Source organism: Kitasatospora sp. NPDC023385 (assembly GCF_055664045.1).
On the sequence record NZ_JBVOOL010000015.1, the window covers coordinates 86,092 to 100,317 of the forward strand.

The window sequence follows — 14,226 nt, forward strand, 5'->3', positions numbered from 1 at the left end:
GTGGGGGGTGGGCACGGGTCGGCCTCCGCTCTCCTGGGATGACTCCGCGGTCCGACGATCGTACGGGTGCGTCCCTGCGCCGGTGCAGCGAGGCTCCCGGCCCCGGTCCTCCCACCGCCGCCGCCGGATGCTAGCCCGGGACGGCGGCCGCAGCCCCGGGCGTGAACCAGTGCTCGCGCACCGCGTCGGTGGGCCGCTGCTCGCCGAGGGCGGCCAGGCCCCACTCCCCCAACGCCTCGATGACGGGCCGCAGTTCGCGGCCGCGTCCGGTCAGTTCGTAGACCGTCGCGTTGGCCGGCCGTTCCAGTCTGCGCCGCACGACCAGCCCGTCCCCCTCGAGCTGCTTGAGCCGGGCGGCCAGGATGTCGGTGGAGACGCCGGGCAGGTCGGCGTGCAGGTCGGTGTAGCGGCGCGGGCCGCGGAGGAGTTCACGGGCGATCAGGAGGCTCCAGCGTTCGCCCACCGCGTCCAGGGCGCGGGCGACGGCGCAGTACTGGTCGTAGCTTCGGCGTGACATGTGGATCAGCATAGCCAAGAGGTTGGACTTTCCAAGTGACAACTTGGTAGAACAAAGCAGAAGCAGCGGAGCGGTGGTGACGGTCGGGAGGCCGCAGGTGGAGTTTCGACAGTCCAGCAAGCTCAATGGCGTGTGCTACGAGATCCGGGGCCCGGTGGTCGACCAGGCCAACGCCCTGGAGGAGGCCGGGCACAGCGTGCTGCGGCTGAACACCGGCAACCCGGCCCCGTTCGGCTTCGAGGCGCCCGAGGAGATCATCCAGGACATCATCCGCAACCTGCCCGCGGCGCACGGCTACAGCGACTCGCGCGGCATCCTGCCGGCCCGCCGCGCGGTGGTGCAGTACTACCAGCAGCGCGGGGTGCAGGGCGTCACCGTCAACGACGTCTACCTCGGCAACGGCGTCTCCGAGCTGATCCAGATGGCCGTCACCGCCCTGGTTGACGACGGCGACGAGGTGCTCGTGCCGATGCCCGACTACCCGCTCTGGACGGCCTCCGTCCGGCTGGCCGGCGGCAAGGCCGTGCACTACCTGTGCGACGAAGAGGCCGAGTGGTACCCGGACCTGGACGACATCGCCGCCAAGATCACCGCCCGCACCAAGGCGATCGTCGTCATCAACCCCAACAACCCCACCGGCGCCGTCTATCCGAAGGAACTGCTGGAGGGCATCCTCGACCTGGCCCGCCGCCACCAGCTGATGGTCCTGGCCGACGAGATCTACGACAAGATCCTCTACGACGACGCCGAGCACCACTGCCTCGGAGCCCTCGCCGACGACGTCCTCACCCTCACCTTCAACGGCCTCTCCAAGGCCTACCGGGTGGCCGGCTTCCGCAGCGGCTGGCTGGTCGTCTCCGGGCCCAAGCAGCACGCCACCGACTACCTGGAGGGCCTGACCATGCTCTCCGGCATGCGGCTGTGCCCCAACGTGCCCGCCCAGTACGCCGTCCAGGCCGCGCTCGGCGGCCACCAGTCCATCAACGACCTGGTCCTGCCCGGCGGCCGGCTCACCGAGCAGCGCGACATCGCGGTCAAGGCGCTCAACGAGATCCCCGGCGTCAGCTGCGTCAAGCCCAAGGGCGCGCTGTACGCCTTCGCCAGGCTCGATCCGGCCGTGCACCGGATCGTCGACGACGAGCGGTTCGTCCTGGACCTGCTGCTGCGCGAGAAGATCCACGTCGTCCAGGGCACCGGCTTCAACTGGCCCCGCCCGGACCACTTCCGCTTCGTCACCCTGCCCCGCGCCGACGACCTGGAGACGGCCATCAACCGGATCGGGCGCTTCCTCGCGACGTACCGCCAGAGCTGACCCGCCCACGCCCGCAGGCATGACCGTCCTACGCTCACAGGCATGACCGTCCTGCGCTCCGCCGCCCTGTTCGTCCTCGCCGCGCTCGCCGAGATCGGCGGCTGCTGGCTGGTCTGGCAGAGCGTGCGCGAGCAACGGCCGTGGTGGCTGGCCGGATTGGGGGTGGTGGCGCTCGGCGCGTACGGCTTCGTGGCGGCGCTGCAGCCGGACAGCCAGTTCGGCCGGGTGCTGGCCGCGTACGGCGGGGTGTTCGTGGCCGGTTCGCTGCTCTGGGGCGTGGTCGTGGACGGCTTCCGGCCGACCCGCTACGACGTGGTGGGCGCGCTGGTCTGCCTGGCCGGGGTCGCCGTGATCATGTACGGCCCCCGGCGCTGAACGCACCGGTGCCCCGGGTCGGAGGTCCGACCCGGGGCACCGTCACACGCGGCGGCGGCTGCCGGCGACCGGCGGCTACCAGCCCCAGCCGCCGCCCTCGCCGTCGTCGTTGCGGCCCGAGTCCCAGCCCTCGCCGACCTTGCGCAGGATCGAGTAGTTGTCGATCTGCGTGCCGTCCTCGGCCAGCGCGGTGACCTTCATGACCGACTTCTGGCCCAGGTGCGCCGGGGTGACGTCGACCTTGATGAAGGAGTAGCCGGTGTAGCGCACCCGCGACCACTGGATGGTCTCGGGCACCTTCACCCTGCCCTTGCCCCAGTAGTAGGTCTTGACCTCGTCCTGGTGGTTCTCGTGCCCCTCGTAGGTGTCCGGCACGTCGAACTTGTACAGGCTGCGGCCGGCCGCGCCCGCGGTCACGTAGACCACGCCGTCCTTCTCGGGCTCGATGGTGGCGCCGCTCGGCACCTGCTTCGAGACCTTGTTGCCCAGGATGGCGTCGGTGCGCTCGTAGATGTGGTTGTGGCCGTTGATGACCAGGTCCACCCGGTACTTCTCGAACAGCGGCACCCAGGCCTCGCGGACGCCGCCCTCGGAGGCGTGCGCGACGGTGGTGGAGAAGGCGCAGTGGTGGAAGAAGACCACGACGAAGTCGACGGTCTCGTCGCTGCGCAGGTCCTTGAGGGTGCGCTCCAGCCACTGGGTCTGCTTGGTCGCCGACAGGCCCAGGTTGGCCGGGATCTCGTACGAGACGTCGTTGGCGTCGAGCGAGATGACGCCGACGTTCTTGTAGCGGAAGGTGTAGACGCCGGGGACCTTGCGCGGGTCCGGGCCGTTGTCCGGCAGGAAGAAGCGGGCGTTCTCGCCGCCGTAGCCGTTGGGCGAGTACCAGGCCTCGATGTCGTGGTTGCCGTAGGCGACCATCCACGGGATCTCGGCGGCGACCGTCTCGGTCTGGACCAGGAAGTCGTCCCAGGTCTTCGCGCTGAAGACGGACTTGTCCGGGTCGGTGCCGGAGCCGGCCGGGTCGGCGTAGCAGATGTCGCCGGCGTGCAGGTGGAAGGCCGGCTTCTGCGCCTTGATGACGTGGTCGTTGCCCGCCGCGTGCGAGCTGACGCCCTGGTCGCCGAAGGCGGTGAAGGTGAACGGCTCGTACACCTTGCCCCAGCGGTGGTCGCGCGAGGGCGCGGTGCGGAAGGTGTGCAGGGTGGAGATCTGCTGCTGCGAGGCCGGGTCGAAGCCGTCGTGGCCGACACCGTAGTAGTAGGTGGTGTCGGGGTGCAGGTCCTCCAGCGCCACGTGCAGGTAGTACTGGTCCACCGGCTGGCTGCCCGGGGCCAGCGCCGGGGTGTGCAGGGCGCGGACCTCGGCCTGCACCTTGTGGCTGAGCTCCCATGGCGTCCTGCCGAAGCGCAGGAACGGCTTCTTGACCGGCGCCGGGACCTGCCAGGAGACGCGGAACTGGGTGTCCGGCTCGGGGCCGAACTGGAGGTGGCGGCCGATCGGCGCGACCAGCGAGCCGTCGATGCCGGCCGTCGTGCCGGCCGTCGCCAACTGCGGGCCGGCCGGCGCGGCGAAGGCCGTGCCGCTGCCCAGGGCACCACCGACGGCGACGGCGCCGACGGTCACGGCGCCGGCGCGCAGCATCCGGCGGCGGGAGAAGCGGGCCCGCAGGTACTCGTGCTGCTCGGCCGTGCTCATGCGGTCGGCAAGCTTGGCCGGCACGCCCATCTTGGGGATATCCATGCGCGGGACTCTGTCAGTGGCACGTGGATCGGACACGGACGCGCGGTGAACGCGCCGCAGCGCACACCCCATTCGAACACCAATGTTCGACCATGGTTCGGTAAAGGACTGGTCCGCACCCATCCGACGGCCGATCATGGCTCCCACCAGCCTTCCGACCTGAGCGGGCGTCGCCGGAGCGTCGCCGGAGCCCTCTCGGGGAGCGGCGTGCGCCGGAGGGTCAGGAGGGCTCCCCCTACTGCGTGGCGGCCCGGTTCCCGGTGCCGTCGCAGGTGCGGCAGATCTCGTCCCGGTAGGCGTGCTTGGCGCCGCCCGCGTCCACCCGGTAGCGCACGTACACGCCGGTGCCGTCGCACAGGAAGCAGTTGCCGCCCCCGCCGCCCACCTCGGTGGTGCCGGTGCCCTGACAGGTCCGGCAGTTGAGGCCGGCGGTGCGGCCGGTGCCCGCGCAGATGCGGCAGACCGTCGTCATCGTCTTCCTCCCTCGCGCGCGGAGCGGCTCGATGCGCGGAACGGCTCGATGCCACCGGTCATGGTAGTGGTGCGGGCCGCCGGACCGCCCCGGGTCGGTGATCTGACGACCGGTCGGGCCGGGCCCGGTGCGGCCGCTACTCCGCCAGGCCCTCGCGGACCCGACGGGAGACCGAGATCAACTGGAGGTCGAGCAGACCGGGCGGATCGGAGAGGCCCGGGCCGCCCGCCCGCACCCAGGCCGCTATGTCGTCGATCATCTCGTCCATCAGCACGAAGCCGAGCCAGACCGGCCGGCCGCCCGCTGCCCGGCCCTCGGCGGACGGACCGACCACCACCACGTTCGACTGGGAGCACACGTCCAGGCACTTGACCGCCCGGACCCGGCCCGCCGGACCCACCGCCGTCCGCAGCCGCTCGTACTGCCCCGCGTGGTCCACGCCGGGGTGCTTCGCCTCGGTGCCGCAGCAGCAGCCGCGGCAGACGGTGACGGTCACCGGGGAGGCTCCGCCCCGCTTCCGGTCCCGGACGCCGTCGCGGCCATGGCCGCCGGTGCGGTCGCCGTCCCGGTCGCGGACGCCGTCGCGGTCACGGTCTCGGCGGCTCATCGGTTCTGGTACCCCCTGGTCTCCGGCGCGCTCTGCCCACGCACTGTACCCGGCACCCGGATGCGGTCCGACCACCCCTTTAGAATGCGCACGTCATAGGGACGAGGGGGAGGACGGGCGGGTGCCGAAGCGAAGAAACCGGGCCCTGCGGAGGTCGGTGAGCGCGGTGGTGGCGGGGCTCCTGCGCGCCCGGCCCCCGGGCCTCTGACGCCCATGGCCGCGGAGCCGGCGAGGCGGGACGACGAAGGGGCGGACGAGGACGGCACCCGAAGCGACGGGCCGGGCCCGGTGGCGCTGTACGAGGGCGAGTGCGCCGACGAGCTCTCCCGGGTCGTGAGCAGCAGACTCTCCTCGCACCAGCTGACGGTACGCGGCCGCCGGCCGATCGCGGGCCGCTTCCGCGCCTTCCGTGAGGGGGAGGTGGGGCTCTACGACCTCCGGTACGGCGCCGACGTACGGATCCGGACCGGGGAGCTGCCCGACTTCTACAGCGTCATCCTGCCCTCCCCCGGCGGCCTGCGGGTCCACGCCAACGGCCGGGAGCTGCCGGCCGGCCCGCACATCGCCGGACCGGGGGACCAGGTCACCATGGACTGGGCCGACGCAGCCGTGAACGAGGCCCTCGTCTTCTCCCGCCGCGCGGTGGAGGAAGCCCTCGCGGCCCGCCTGGGCGACCTCCCCCGGGAGCTGCCGCGCTTCCACCCCACCCTCGACCCCGGGAACCCGGCCGTGCGGTCCTGGCTCGAACTGGCCGGGCACTTCCGGGTCTTCGCCGCCTCCCCGCTGGCACGCCAGTCACCGCTGGGCACACGCCACTTCGAGAGGCTGCTGGTCGACGGTCTGCTGGACGCACAGGCGCACTCGCTGAGCGGCTCGACAGCCGACCGCGGCCCCGCGCTGCTGCCGAGCGCCCTGCGGCGGGCGGCGGACTTCTGCGCCGAGCACGCCGACGAGGCCGTCTCCGTCGCCGACATCGCACGGGCCGCCCGGGTCAGCCTGCGCACCCTGCGGGAGGGCTTCCGGCGCCACCTCGACACCACCCCGCTGGCCTACCTGCGGCGCGTCCGGCTCGACCGGGCCCACCACGACCTGCTCGCCATCGCCGACGGCCGGGCGAGCGGCACGGTCACCGAGGTCGCCTGCCGCTGGGGTTTCACCCACCTCGGCCGCTTCAGCGCGGACTACCGGCGCACGTACGGGCGTTCGCCCTCGCAGGACCTCGGGCGCGGCTCCTGACGGGCCCGGACTATCCGAAAACGGACGTCGGCGGCGCACGGAAGTGGATAGGCGCACGGGCGCCGCTCGGCGAGGCTGGTCCCGAGCGGCGGCGGTGCGCCTCCCGCAGGGGAGGGGGCGCACCGCCCTTACGCCGCGCCCGCTCCGTCACGCCCGTCTCCTGCCACGCCCGCTTCGCCTACCGGGCCGGGCCGCCGGTGACAAGCGCGTGCACGAATTCCGCTCCACGGCGTTTCGGAAATGCCCCCGACACACGGTGGAGCGAAATGCGAAATTTCCACCGCCGGCCATCTGACGGGATTTCGGCAATTTCCGCGCAAACCATGGACGGCCGCGAAACCTGGCAGTAACTTACCTGCGAGTAGCTGTGGCCCGGCTCCGCACGACCCCCACCCGTCGTTTCTCTCCCCCAGGAGGAACCGTGCTCCGCCCTGCCCGGAAATCCCGGCACCTCCGGAATTCCACCGCCCTCGCCGCGATCGCCCTCGGCGCCGCCCTCGCGCTCACTTCCACGAGCGCCCAGGCCGCCACCCCCGCCCCGCAGCACTACGTGGCACTCGGCGACTCCTACGCCGCCGGCGCCGGCGTGCCCGGCCAGTCGGCCGGCCTGTGCCTGCGCTCCGACCACAACTACGGCCACCTGGTCGCCACCGCCCTCAAGGCCGGCGCGTACACCGACGCCACCTGTGCCGCCGCCAAGATCAAGGCGATGACCCAGCCCCAGTACGACGCCTTCATCAAGGTCAACGACCCCCAGCTGGACGCGCTGACCCCCGACGCCGACCTGGTCACCCTCGGGATCGGCGGCAACGACCTCGCGGCCAGCGACCTCGGCCTCGGTGAACTGGTCGCCACCTGCATCGCCGGCGCCGCCGTCAACCCGCTCGGAACGCCGTGCAAGGACGTCTACCACCACGGCTACTGGGACTGGCGCACGTGGTCCTGGCAGTACGGCAACGACGACCTGGCGGAGCGGATCACCACCGGCATCGCCCCGCAGCTCGCCGACACCCTGCAGCGCATCCACCGCAAGGCCCCCAAGGCCAAGGTGCTACTGGTCGGCTACCCGTCCGTGCTGCCCGCCGACGGCTCGTCGTGCGTGCTGCGCCAGCCCGTCACCCCCGGCGACGTCGAGTACATGCACGGCGTGCTCGACAAGCTGAACGCCGCGCTCAGGACCACCGCGGCCGCGGGCGGCGCGACGTACGTCGACACCGCAACGCCGACCCTCGGGCACGACGTCTGCTCGGACGACCGCTGGATCGAGGGCGCGCTGCCCGGCTCGCCCGCCGTGCCGTTCCACCCGAACGCGACCGGCGAGAAGGTGATGGCGGACGCGGTGCTCGCCGCGCTGAAGTAGGGCTCGCCCCGCCCCGGAAAGCCCCGAGGGGGCGGTGACCAGACCCCGGTCACCGCCCCCTCGGTTCGCCCGTGCGCTACTCCGGCTTGGCGGCGGCGGAGGAGGCAGCGGCAGCCGAGGCGGCGGCGGTGGCCAGTCCGGCCGACCACTTCTCCTCGACGTTGCCGAACTTCCAGAAGGCGATCGCCGCGGCCCAGGTGAGCACGAACAGCCCGACGATGGCGTAGCCGACGGAGTTGAGGTCCAGTCCGCCGATCCAGGCGATCGGCCCGCTGGTGATGTCCAGCTTCTCGCCGAGCAGGCCGATCAGCTCGATCGAGCCGATGACCAGCGCGACCAGCACCGACAGCCCGGTGACGGTCAGGTTGTAGTAGATCTTCCGGACCGGCTTGGAGAAGGCCCACTCGTACGCGAAGTTCATGAACGAGCCGTCGATGGTGTCCAGCAGGCTCATCCCGGCCGCGAACAGGACCGGCAGCGTGAGCAGCGCGTACCAGGGCAGCGAGAAGGCCGCCGCGCCGCCCGCCAGCACCAGCAGGGACACCTCGGTGGCGGTGTCGAAGCCCAGGCCGAACAGCAGGCCCACCGGGTACATGTGCCACGGCTTGGTGACGGCCCTGGTGACCCGGCCGAGGATGCGGTTCATCAGCCCGCGCCGCTCCAACTGGCGCTCCAGCTCGGCCTCGTCGTACTCGCCGACGCGCATCCGGCGGAAGACCTTGAGGATGCCGTTGAAGGCGCCCAGGTTGATCAGGCCGAGGAGCAGCAGGAAGGTGCCGGAGACGGTGACGCCGATCAGGCCGGTCAGCTGGTGCAGCGTCGAGTCGTCGGACTCCACCTGGCCGGCCAGCGAGCGGATGCCGAAGGCCAGCAGCGCGCAGAGGCCGAAGACGATCGAGGAGTGCCCGAGCGAGAACCAGAAGCCGACGGACAGCGGCCGCTTGCCCTGGCCCATCAGCTTGCGGGTGGTGTTGTCGATGGCGGCGATGTGGTCGGCGTCGAAGGCGTGCCGCATGCCGAGGGTGTAGGCGGTCAGGCCCATGCCCGCGCCGAACACCTGCCCGCCGACGGTGTAGTGCTCGGGTGCGACGAGCGCGAGCAGGGTGAACCAGCCGACGACGTGCAGCGCGAGGATGAATCCGCCCATTCCGGCCAGGCGGATCCACTCCTCACGGGTGAGCCGGTCGCGCCGGCGAGGGGCGGTCATCGAGGTGTCCTTTCGGTGGGGCGGGCGGAGCTGGGCCATCTTTCCGCCTCGGTGCGCGCAGTTGCAAGTCATACGCAATTACGGCTCGGTTTCCGCCCCCACCCCGAGATCACCACGACCCGTACAGGGCTTCGTAACCTCCCGGGGCTTCCTCCGGTCGCTCTACGCGCGGATACTCCCGTTCCACGCGCGAAAACTCGGGCGCCGAACACCTCGACTCCCCACGGAGGAACGGCACATGACGATCCGCATTCGAACCGTCGCGGCCCTCTCCGGCGCGGCGCTGCTCGCGGCCGGGCTCACCACCCTCACCCCGGCCGCCACCGCCGCCCCCGCCCCCGCCGCCGCCCCGGCCGCGACGGCCACCACCAGCGCCACGCCGCACCGGGTGCTGTTCGACAACAGCAAGGCCGAGACCGCCGGCAACGCCGACTGGATCATCAGCACCAGCCAGCCCGACCCGCTCGCCCAGAACCCCAGCCCCACCACCGAGAAGAGCTGGACCGGCGCACTGTCCGCCTGGGGCGTCGCCCTGCAGAAGACCGGCCAGTACAGCCTCAAGACCCTGCCGGCCGGCTCCACCATCACCTACGGCACCGGCGGCGCGCTCGACCTCGCCAACTTCGACACCTTCGTCATCCCGGAACCGAACATCCGGCTGAGCGCGAGCGAGAAGTCCGCGGTCATGCGGTTCGTCCAGAACGGCGGCGGACTCTTCCTGGTCTCCGACCACCTCAACAGCGACCGCAACAACGACGGCTGGGACTCGCCGAAGATCATCAACGACCTGCTGACCAGCAACGGGGTGAACAACAACGACCCCTTCGGCTTCTCCGTCGACCTGCTCAACATCACCACCGACAACCCGCGCGCGGTCAACGACGCCACCGACCCCGTCCTGCACGGCCCCTTCGGCACCGTCACCGGCTCCATCCTGCGCAACGGCACCACCTTCACCCTCAAGCCCGCCGACAACCCCTCGGTCAAGGGCCTGGTCTACCGGACCGGCTACAGCGGCACCACCGGCGCCTTCTTCGTCACCAGCACCTTCGGCTCCGGCCGGGTCGCCGTCTGGGGCGACAGCTCCGCGATCGACGACGGCACCGGCCAGCCCGGCAACAACCTCTTCGACGGCTGGGACGACCCGGCCGGCACCGACGCCGCCCTCGCCCTCAACGCCACCGCCTGGCTGAGCAAGGCCTGACCGGCCCGCACCGGCCGCACCGGCCGCACCGCTCGCCGGGAGAGCTGGGCGCGCCGGGCGAGCCGGGAGAGCCGGGCAAGCGGCACTCATCAGGAAAACGGCCGCTTCCTCCCCTAGGGTCGGAATACCGACGCCCGCGGCGCGCACGCACCGCACCACCCCCCGCGTACGCGCCGCGGGCCCGCCGGCACCCACCCCGGCCCGGGATCCGATGGGAGCGGCCATGCCGTCGTACCCCTTCCGCACCACCCGCGAGGACGTCCGCATCCCGCTGCCCGACGGCACCCGGCTGGCCGCCCGGCTGTGGCGCCCCGTCGGCGACGAGCCCGTCCCCGCACTGCTGGAGTACTCCGGCGGGCGCCTCACCGACCGGACCGCCGCCGCCGACGCCCGCCGCCACCCCTGGTACGCGGGCCACGGCTACGCCGCCCTCCGGGTCGACACCCGAGGGCACGGCAACTCCGACGGCACCCCCGGCGAACCCGGCGGCGCACAGGAACTCGCCGACGGTGCCACCGTGGTCGACTGGCTCGCCCGCCGCCCCTGGTCCACCGGCCGCATCGGCCTGCTCGGCGTCGGCGCCGCCGGCACCGCAGCCCTGCGGCTCGCCGCCCTGGCGCCGGACACCGTCGGCGCCGTGGTCGCCGCCTGCCCCGAGGGCGGCCACCGGCTCGGCGGCGCCCTCCTCGCCGCCGACCTGCACACCCGGCTCACCGCCCTGGTCGCCGACGCCGCCCTCCCGCCGGACCCGCGCCACGTCGGCGACGCCTGGCGCAGGAGCTGGCTGGCCCGCCTGGAGTCCCTGGAACCGCCCGTCGACGCCTGGCTCGCCGCCGGCGACACCACCGTGCCCGTCTCCGTGCCCACCTTCGCCATCGCCGGCTGGGGCGACCCGTCCTGCTCCTTCGTGCTGCGCCTGCTCGCCGAGTCCCCCACCGCACGCGCCCTGATCGGCCCCTGGCCGCACGGCCTGCCCGAGGACGCCCTGCCCGAGACCCTGCGCTGGTGGGACCACTGGCTGCGCGGCGCCGACACCGGCGCCGCCACCGAACCCGCCCTGCGCAGCTGGATCAGCACCCGCTGGACCGGCGACGACTCCTGGCCCTCCCCCGACGTCCGGGAGATCCACTACGGCCTCGACGGGCCGCTGCTCACCGCCGGCACCGCCTCCGACGACCGGTACGTCCACGTCCGTTCCCCCCAGCACACCGGCCTCAACGCCGGTGCCTACGTCCTGCACGGCCGCCCCGCCGACCAGCCGCCGGACCAGCGGGAGGAGGACGGCCGGTCGGTCTGCTTCGACTCCCAGCCGCTGCCCGAACCCGTCGAACTGCTCGGCGCCCCGGTCCTGCGGCTGCGGCTGCAGCTGCGCGAGGGCGGACCGGCCGCCCTGGTGACGGCCCGGCTCTGCGCCGTCGGCCCCGACGGCACCTCGGAGCTGGTCACCCGGGGAGTCCTGGCCGTCGCGCCCGGCTCCGGGCCGGACGCCGAGGTCGAACTCGCGGCCTGCGCCCGGACCGTCCCCGCCGGGCACCGGCTGCGGCTCGCCCTCTCCTCCGTCTACTGGCCGTGGGTGTGGCCCCCGGCGGAGGCCGCCGGGTACGCCCTCGACCCGTCCCGCTCCACCCTCGGCCTGCCCGTCCGCCACCTCGCCGCCGACGTCGGCGCCGAGCCCGTCACCTTCGAGGCGCCCACGCTGCCCGATCCGCTCGACATCCACCTCACCGAACCGCTCACCGCGCGGCCGGAGCGCCTCACCATCCACGACATCGGCCGCCACGAGTGGCGCACCGAACTCTCCCCCGCCGACGACGGCAGCCGCACCCACCCCGACGGCCTGGTCCGCGACGAGCACACCGTCACCGCCTACCGCGTCCTCACCGGCGCCCCGCTCAGCGCCCAGGCCCGCACCGACCACACCGTACGGCTGGAACGCCCCGACCTCGGCTGGGACGTCACCGTCCAGACCCGCGTCCAACTGCGCTGCGACGCCGGGCACTTCATCAGCATCGTGCAGCTGCGGGCGCTGGAGGCCGGGTCGGTGGTGTTCGCCCGGGAGTGGCAGCACCGGGTGCCCCGGGGGAAGAGCTAAAAGATTCCCTTATATACTTGCCTAATTTTTCGAGTTCGCCTTATAAATGACCCATGAAGACCATCGGCCTCATCGGCGGCATGAGCTGGGAATCCACCGCCGAGTACTACCGCCTGATCAACGAACTCACCCGCGACCGCCTCGGCGGGCTGCACTCCGCACGACTCGTGCTGTACTCGGTCGACTTCGCCGAGATCGAGCAGCTCCAGGCCGCCGGGCAGTGGGAGGACGCCGGGAGGATCCTGGCCGGCGCCGCCCGGTCACTGGAGGCGGCGGGCGCGGAACTCCTCGTGCTCTGCACCAACACCATGCACAAGGTCGCCGGCCACGTGGAGACGGCGGTCTCCGTCCCCCTGCTCCACCTCGCCGACGCCACCGCGGACGCCGTCCGGGCGGCGGGACTGCGCCGGATCGGGCTGCTCGGCACGGCGTTCACCATGGAACAGGACTTCTACCGCGGCCGGTTGGCCTCCGGCGGCCTCGACGTCCTCGTCCCCGAGGCCGATTCGCGCGCCCTGGTCCACCGGGTGATCTACGAGGAACTGTGCGTCGGCGTCGTCCGGGAGCAGTCCCGGGAGGCGTACCGGCAGGTCATCGGGGACCTGGTCGCGGCAGGAGCCCAGGGCATCGTGCTCGGCTGCACCGAGATCGAACTGCTGGTCCGGCCGGACGACAGCCCGGTCCCCGTCTTCCCCACCGCCCGGCTCCACGCCGAGGCCGCCGTCGTCGCCGCCCTGGCCGACCACTGAGAAAAGGACTTGCCCGGAGAGGCGCCCAGGCTGCACGATCTCCCCGGACCGAGACACCGTCAGAGGAGGTGAGACCCGTGAAGGCAGTACCGACGTGGGCGCTCCCCCTCTCCGTCACGGTCGGCGACTGACACGGTCGTCGCCGGGAGCGCCCGACATTCCGCTCCCGAAAGGCAACCCGCCATGCACTCCCTCCAGTTCACCTCCGATTCGTCCTCCGCCGGCCTGCGCGAACGCGACTTCACCCTGGGCGACGTCCCCGGAGTCCTCTGGTCGCCGACCACCGGCGCCGACCGCGCACCCCTGGTCCTCCTGGGCCACGGCGGCGGCAACCACAAGAAGCACCCCGCGATGTCGGGCCGCGCCCGGCTCCTCGTCAACGGCCACGGCTTCCACGTCGCCGTCCTCGACGCACCCGGCCACGGCGACCGGCCGCGCACGGCACACGACGAGGCCGAGATCGCCGACATGTTCCGGGCCAGGGCGGCCGGCGAGCCGGAAGGCCCGATCATCGTCCGCTACAACGACCACCTGGCGAAGCTCGCCGCACCCGAGTACCACGCCGCCCTGGACGCCCTCCAGCAGCTCCCCGAGATCGGCGCCGACGGCCCCGTCGGCTACTGGGGCATCAACCTGGGCACCGCGATCGGCATCCCCTTCGTGGCAGCCGAACCCCGGATCACGGCCGCGGTCTTCGGCCAGCACTGGCCCGACGCCCTCGCCGAGCAGGCGAAGCGGATCACCATCCCGGTCGAGTTCGCCCTGCAGTGGGACGACGAGCACATCCCGCGCGAGGCCGGTCTCGCGCTCTTCGACGCCTTCGCCTCGAAGGAGAAGTCACTGCACGTGAACTCGGGCACGCACAAGGAGTTCCCCCGCTTCGAGGCCGACAGCGCCGCCCGCTTCTTCGCCCGCCACCTCGGGCAGCCGACCGGCTGACCTGCTGACCTGCCGCACCCGGTGCCCGGCCTCCCCGGCCGGGCGCCGAGGGCGGCGAGGGGGCCGCCGCCTCGATCGAAGCGGTCACCCCTCCTCCGGCACCTCCACGATCAGCAACGTCCCCCGGCTGCCCGCCCGGACGGCGTGCCGCACACCCGCCGGCACGACACACAGCCCGCCGGTCCGTACGGTCGACTCCACACCGTCCAGCAGCAGTTCGAGGCATCCCTCGGCGACGAACAGCACCTCGGCCGTGCCGTGCACCTCCGACGCCAGCTCCCGCCCGTCCATCCGCAGCACCTTCACCGCCGCCGTCCCGACCCGCCCCAGCACCTGGGAGCGCCAGGCCTCGGGCAGCCCCGCCGCCCGCTCATTCACATCGATCACATCGATCACATCAACCGCATCAACCG

General features: G+C 72.4%; 13 protein-coding genes and 1 pseudogene. 8 read left to right on the top strand and 6 right to left on the bottom strand.

Annotated elements, in window-relative coordinates; genetic code table 11:
* Nucleotides 1-133: 133 nt before the first annotated feature.
* Nucleotides 134-517: pseudogene (locus AC0B61_RS23405) on the bottom strand (winged helix-turn-helix transcriptional regulator); the annotation flags it as partial.
* A 97-nt stretch (nucleotides 518-614) separates the two neighbouring features.
* On the opposite strand from AC0B61_RS23405, the gene AC0B61_RS23410 reads away from it, so the two are divergent.
* A complete protein-coding gene (locus tag AC0B61_RS23410; protein WP_471742674.1) occupies nucleotides 615-1,829 on the top strand; it encodes a pyridoxal phosphate-dependent aminotransferase in 1,215 nt (404 codons plus the stop codon).
* A gap of 42 nt (nucleotides 1,830-1,871) precedes the next feature.
* Complete coding sequence (locus AC0B61_RS23415) at nucleotides 1,872-2,204, top strand: YnfA family protein (RefSeq protein WP_471742675.1); 333 nt, start codon at nucleotides 1,872-1,874, stop codon at nucleotides 2,202-2,204.
* A 75-nt stretch (nucleotides 2,205-2,279) separates the two neighbouring features.
* Here the strand turns inward: AC0B61_RS23415 and AC0B61_RS23420 are convergent, their stop codons facing one another.
* The 3 genes from AC0B61_RS23420 to AC0B61_RS23430 all read right to left on the bottom strand — a co-directional run bounded on the left by AC0B61_RS23420 (nucleotide 2,280) and on the right by AC0B61_RS23430 (nucleotide 5,026).
* Nucleotides 2,280-3,947, bottom strand: coding sequence for a purple acid phosphatase family protein (locus AC0B61_RS23420; RefSeq protein WP_471742676.1), 1,668 nt, complete (start codon nucleotides 3,945-3,947; stop codon nucleotides 2,280-2,282).
* A gap of 235 nt (nucleotides 3,948-4,182) precedes the next feature.
* Nucleotides 4,183-4,419, bottom strand: a complete 237-nt coding sequence (locus AC0B61_RS23425; protein WP_471742677.1) for a hypothetical protein — start codon at nucleotides 4,417-4,419, stop codon at nucleotides 4,183-4,185.
* A 136-nt stretch (nucleotides 4,420-4,555) separates the two neighbouring features.
* Nucleotides 4,556-5,026, bottom strand: coding sequence for a (2Fe-2S) ferredoxin domain-containing protein (locus AC0B61_RS23430; protein ID WP_471742678.1), 471 nt, complete (start codon nucleotides 5,024-5,026; stop codon nucleotides 4,556-4,558).
* A gap of 213 nt (nucleotides 5,027-5,239) precedes the next feature.
* Between AC0B61_RS23430 and AC0B61_RS23435 the strand changes: the two genes are divergently transcribed.
* Together AC0B61_RS23435 and AC0B61_RS23440 are read left to right on the top strand one after the other, a co-directional pair.
* Nucleotides 5,240-6,262 (top strand): AraC family transcriptional regulator, encoded by a 1,023-nt coding sequence (locus AC0B61_RS23435; RefSeq protein WP_471742679.1) that lies wholly within the window; start codon nucleotides 5,240-5,242, stop codon nucleotides 6,260-6,262.
* 421 nt (nucleotides 6,263-6,683) lie between these two features.
* Nucleotides 6,684-7,622, top strand: coding sequence for an SGNH/GDSL hydrolase family protein (locus AC0B61_RS23440; RefSeq protein ID WP_471742680.1), 939 nt, complete (start codon nucleotides 6,684-6,686; stop codon nucleotides 7,620-7,622).
* 76 nt (nucleotides 7,623-7,698) lie between these two features.
* Here the strand turns inward: AC0B61_RS23440 and nicT are convergent, their stop codons facing one another.
* Entirely contained in the window at nucleotides 7,699-8,829 is a 1,131-nt protein-coding gene (gene nicT / locus AC0B61_RS23445) for a Nickel transporter NicT (RefSeq protein WP_471742681.1), read from the bottom strand.
* A 238-nt stretch (nucleotides 8,830-9,067) separates the two neighbouring features.
* Here nicT and AC0B61_RS23450 point away from each other — a divergent pair, with 238 nt between their 5' ends.
* The 4 genes from AC0B61_RS23450 (at nucleotide 9,068) to AC0B61_RS23465 (ending at nucleotide 13,813) form a co-directional block, all read left to right on the top strand.
* Nucleotides 9,068-10,033, top strand: coding sequence for a hydrolase (locus AC0B61_RS23450; RefSeq protein ID WP_471742682.1), 966 nt, complete (start codon nucleotides 9,068-9,070; stop codon nucleotides 10,031-10,033).
* Between the two features lie 223 nt (nucleotides 10,034-10,256).
* Nucleotides 10,257-12,125 (top strand): CocE/NonD family hydrolase, encoded by a 1,869-nt coding sequence (locus AC0B61_RS23455; protein WP_471742683.1) that lies wholly within the window; start codon nucleotides 10,257-10,259, stop codon nucleotides 12,123-12,125.
* 53 nt (nucleotides 12,126-12,178) lie between these two features.
* Nucleotides 12,179-12,874: an aspartate/glutamate racemase family protein gene (locus AC0B61_RS23460; RefSeq protein WP_471742684.1), complete on the top strand. Its 696-nt coding sequence runs from the start codon at nucleotides 12,179-12,181 to the stop codon at nucleotides 12,872-12,874.
* 183 nt (nucleotides 12,875-13,057) lie between these two features.
* Complete coding sequence (locus AC0B61_RS23465) at nucleotides 13,058-13,813, top strand: alpha/beta hydrolase family protein (protein ID WP_471742685.1); 756 nt, start codon at nucleotides 13,058-13,060, stop codon at nucleotides 13,811-13,813.
* Nucleotides 13,814-13,897: 84 nt separating this feature from the next.
* Here AC0B61_RS23465 and AC0B61_RS23470 read toward each other — a convergent pair whose 3' ends face one another.
* Entirely contained in the window at nucleotides 13,898-14,200 is a 303-nt protein-coding gene (locus tag AC0B61_RS23470) for a cupin domain-containing protein (protein WP_471742686.1), read from the bottom strand.
* Between the last annotated feature and the right edge of the window lie 26 nt (nucleotides 14,201-14,226).